The sequence below is a fragment of the Streptomyces scabichelini genome (genome assembly GCF_011045015.1).
Lineage (GTDB): Bacteria > Actinomycetota > Actinomycetes > Streptomycetales > Streptomycetaceae > Streptomyces > Streptomyces scabichelini.
The window spans coordinates 1-3186 of sequence record NZ_JAAKZY010000418.1; the positions used below are offsets into that span (position 1 = coordinate 1).

Consider the following 3186-nt stretch of genomic DNA (forward strand, 5'->3'; position numbering starts at 1 on the left):
CCCCCACCCAACCTCCGCGCCACCAGCACATACAACAAAATCACCGGCGTCGAATAAATAACCGAGAACGCAGCCAACTGCCCATAAACCACCGTCCCCCGATTCCCGAAGAAGTCATTGATGCTCACCGAAGCCGGCATCTGATCCGGACTCAGCAGCAGCATGAACGGCACAAAGAAGTTCCCCCACATCATCACGAACGAGAAGACCGTAACCACCCCCACCCCCGGCCCCATCAGCGGCAGCACAATCCGCAGCAGCGACTGGAACGACGACGCGCCGTCCGTCCAGGCCGCCTCTTCCAACTCCTTCGGCACCCCGTCCATAAAATTCTTCATCAGCCAAATGGCAAAAGGCAGTTGAGAAGCTGCGAAGAAGAAGATCGTGCCCTGCATGGTGTCGATCAGGTCCACCTGTACGAACAACGCGTACACCGGAACCATGATCGCCGTGATCGGCAGACTCGTGGCGAAGAGAATCGTCAGCAGGAACGGCCGGTTGAGCCGGGACCGGAACCGTGACAGCGGGTAGGCCGCCAGAGCCGCGCAGACGACCGTCAGCAGGGTCGCCCCGCCGCACAGGATCAGGCTGTTGAGCAGGGGCGTGAAGGTGATGTCGGGTTCGAGTACGGCGTCGAAGTTGTCCAGGGTGACGCCGTCGGGGATCTTCACCTGCAGGCCGGCGTCCGGGTCCAGGGCGGAGAGGACCACCCAGGCCAGCGGCAGGACGAAGGCGGCCGCTACGACGATGAGGCCGGCGTCGGCGGCGTAACGGCGGTTGGCGCGGCGGGACTTGAGAGTCGGGGCTACGGGCATCTCAGACCTCCGTCCGCAGCAGTCGCAGATAGACGACCGAGAACAGCGAACCGACCACGAGAAGCAAGAGCGCCACGGCAGTCCCGTACCCGATCATGCTTTTCTGGAAGGCCTGTTCGTACATGAAGAGGGGGAGGGTCTGGCTGCGGTTTCCCGGGCCGCCTCTCGTCATGACCCAGATCAGGCCGAAGACCGACAGCGTCTGGAGCGTGTTGAGCATCAGGTTCGTACCGATGGAACGTCTGATCATCGGGAGCGTGATGTGCCACATGCGGCGCCAGCCGCCCGCGCCGTCGACCTCCGCGGCTTCCGTGATCTCCTTCGGGATTTCATTCAGCGCCGCCGAGTACACCAGCATCGAGAAAGCCGTGCCCCGCCATACATTGGCGAAGGAGACGGCCAGGATCGGGAGCGTGAACAGCCAGTTCTGGGACGGGAGATGCAGCCAGTCCAGAATGGCGTTCAACGTGCCTTCGCGGCGGAAGAAGGCGTACAGGAGGAAGCCTGCTACGACTTCCGGTAGTACCCAGGCCGTGATCACGATGCCGCCCGTGAGCGTGCGAACGGGCTTTGACGCGCGCTGCATCAGCGAGGCGAGGGCCAGGCCCAGGGTGTTCTGGCCGATGAGGGAGCTGAGGACGGTGAACACCAGCGTCAGCCATACGGCGTTGAGGAACGCCGCGTCCTGGAAAGCGTCGCGGAAGTTGTCGAAGCCGACGAAGGACGACTCGGCCTGGCCGGTGAGCTGGAGGTCCGTGAAGGCGATGTAGGCGCAGTACGCGATGGGGCCCGCGAGGAAGAGGACCAGGAGGACTAAGGCGGGGGAGACGGGGAGGGCCCGGGTGAGTGCGCGGCGCAGGGAGCGGCTCTTCGGCGTGGGCGGTGGGGCGGTCTGTCCCGGCGCGGTCTTGACGACGCCGGGACCGGCCGGGGGCGCGGCGGTCATGAACGGCTGCTCACTTCTCGCTCAACTCCCGCTTCTCGCTCACTTCTTGATCACCTGGTTGTCCGTGGCCGACTTGAGTTCCTCGTCGTAGCCGCTCGCCGCCTCCTCGACCGAGCTGTCGCCCGTCGTCACGCCCTCCATGGCCTCCTGGATCGCCGTCGAGACCTTCGGATAGGCGGGGTAGGCGGGACGGTAGTGCGTAATCGACACCAGGTCCGTGAAGAACTTGATGCCGGGCTGCGCCTTCACGTACTCCGGGTCCTCGGCGACGTCCTTCCGCACCGAGATACCAGAGTTGGAGATGTACCACTTCTGGGCGTTCGCCTTCGTCTGCATCGTCTCGATGAACTTGAAGGCGAGGTCGGGGTTGGCCGCCTTGGAGGGGATCGACCAGGTCCAGCCGCCCGACATGCTCACCTTGCCGGGGGCCTGGCCGTTCTGGGTCGGCATGGCCGCGAGGCCCAACTTCTCCGACCACTCCGGCCATTCGTGGCCGCTGCCCTCCAGCCAGTCCTGCGGGAGCCAGGAGCCGTCCAGGTTGATGCCGAGCTTGCCCTCGGGGAGGAACTCACCGCGGACCCTGGTCGCGATGTTGGGGTCGAGGGCGTCCGACACGTCGGGGCCGAGCTTCTCCTTGTAGACGGTCTCCACGAAGGTGAGGGCGTCCTTGAAGGCCTGGCTGCCGGTGATCCACTTCTTGGAGGCGGTGTCGTAGAGGGGGTCTTCGTCTTTGCTCGCTGAGTTGCCCGTTCCGTACAGGAGCATTTCGAAGCCCTGCATGGCGGAGACTTCGCCTGCCGGTTTGCCCGTGTAGACGTTGAGCGGGATGACACCGGGGACCTTCTGCTTGATGGTCCGGGCGGCTTCGAGGACGTCGTCCCACGTCTTCGGCTGCCAGTTCTCCGGCAGGCCCGCCTTCTTGAAGATTCCCTTGTCGAACCAGAGGCCCCGGGTGTCGGTCCCGTCCGGTATGCCGTACGTCTTGCCGTCCTCGGCCTTGGCCGCCGCCTTGGCCGTGTCGATGAACTGGTCCCAGTCCTTCCACTTCTCCAGGTACGGGTCCAGGGGCTTCAAGTACCCGCTCGTGATGTCCGAGTTGATGAGGAACGTGTCCTCGTACACCAGGTCCGGGGCCGTCTTGGGGGAGCGGAGCATCTGCTGGAGCTTCGTGTAGTACTCCGAGTCCGGCGCCTTGATCGGGACGAGCTTGACCTTCTTGCCCGGGTTCGCCTTCTCGAACTGCTTCTTCATGTCGGCCAGGTAGGTGTCCAGGACCTTGATCGAGTTGTCCGTGGACTGTTTGAAGGAGACCTCAATGGTGTCCGGATCGCTTCCGGAGCCGCCGCCGCAGGCGGAGAGGAGGGTGAGGGCGGTGACGGCACCGAGGGTGATGAGGCGGTGGGTTGCGTGGGGGTGGGATGCGGT

3 protein-coding genes are annotated in these 3186 nt (G+C 64.4%); all 3 read right to left on the reverse strand.

Features of this window, described 5'->3' with window-relative positions; all coding sequences use genetic code 11:
• The coding region (locus tag G5C60_RS50150) for a carbohydrate ABC transporter permease (RefSeq protein ID WP_165270915.1) at window positions 1-815 on the reverse strand (815 nt) is incomplete at its 3' end.
• A 1-nt stretch (window position 816) separates the two neighbouring features.
• Entirely contained in the window at window positions 817-1761 is a 945-nt protein-coding gene (locus tag G5C60_RS50155) for a carbohydrate ABC transporter permease (RefSeq protein WP_165270917.1), read from the reverse strand.
• Between the two features lie 39 nt (window positions 1762-1800).
• Window positions 1801-3153, reverse strand: coding sequence for an extracellular solute-binding protein (locus G5C60_RS50160; RefSeq protein WP_165270919.1), 1353 nt, complete (start codon window positions 3151-3153; stop codon window positions 1801-1803).
• Window positions 3154-3186 lie beyond the last annotated feature (33 nt).

Excerpts from the sequence above, each read along its gene's own strand:
- G5C60_RS50155 (WP_165270917.1), bottom strand. The coding sequence starts at position 1,761 with ATGACCGCCGCGCCCCCGGCCGGTCCCGGCGTCGTCAAGACCGCGCCG.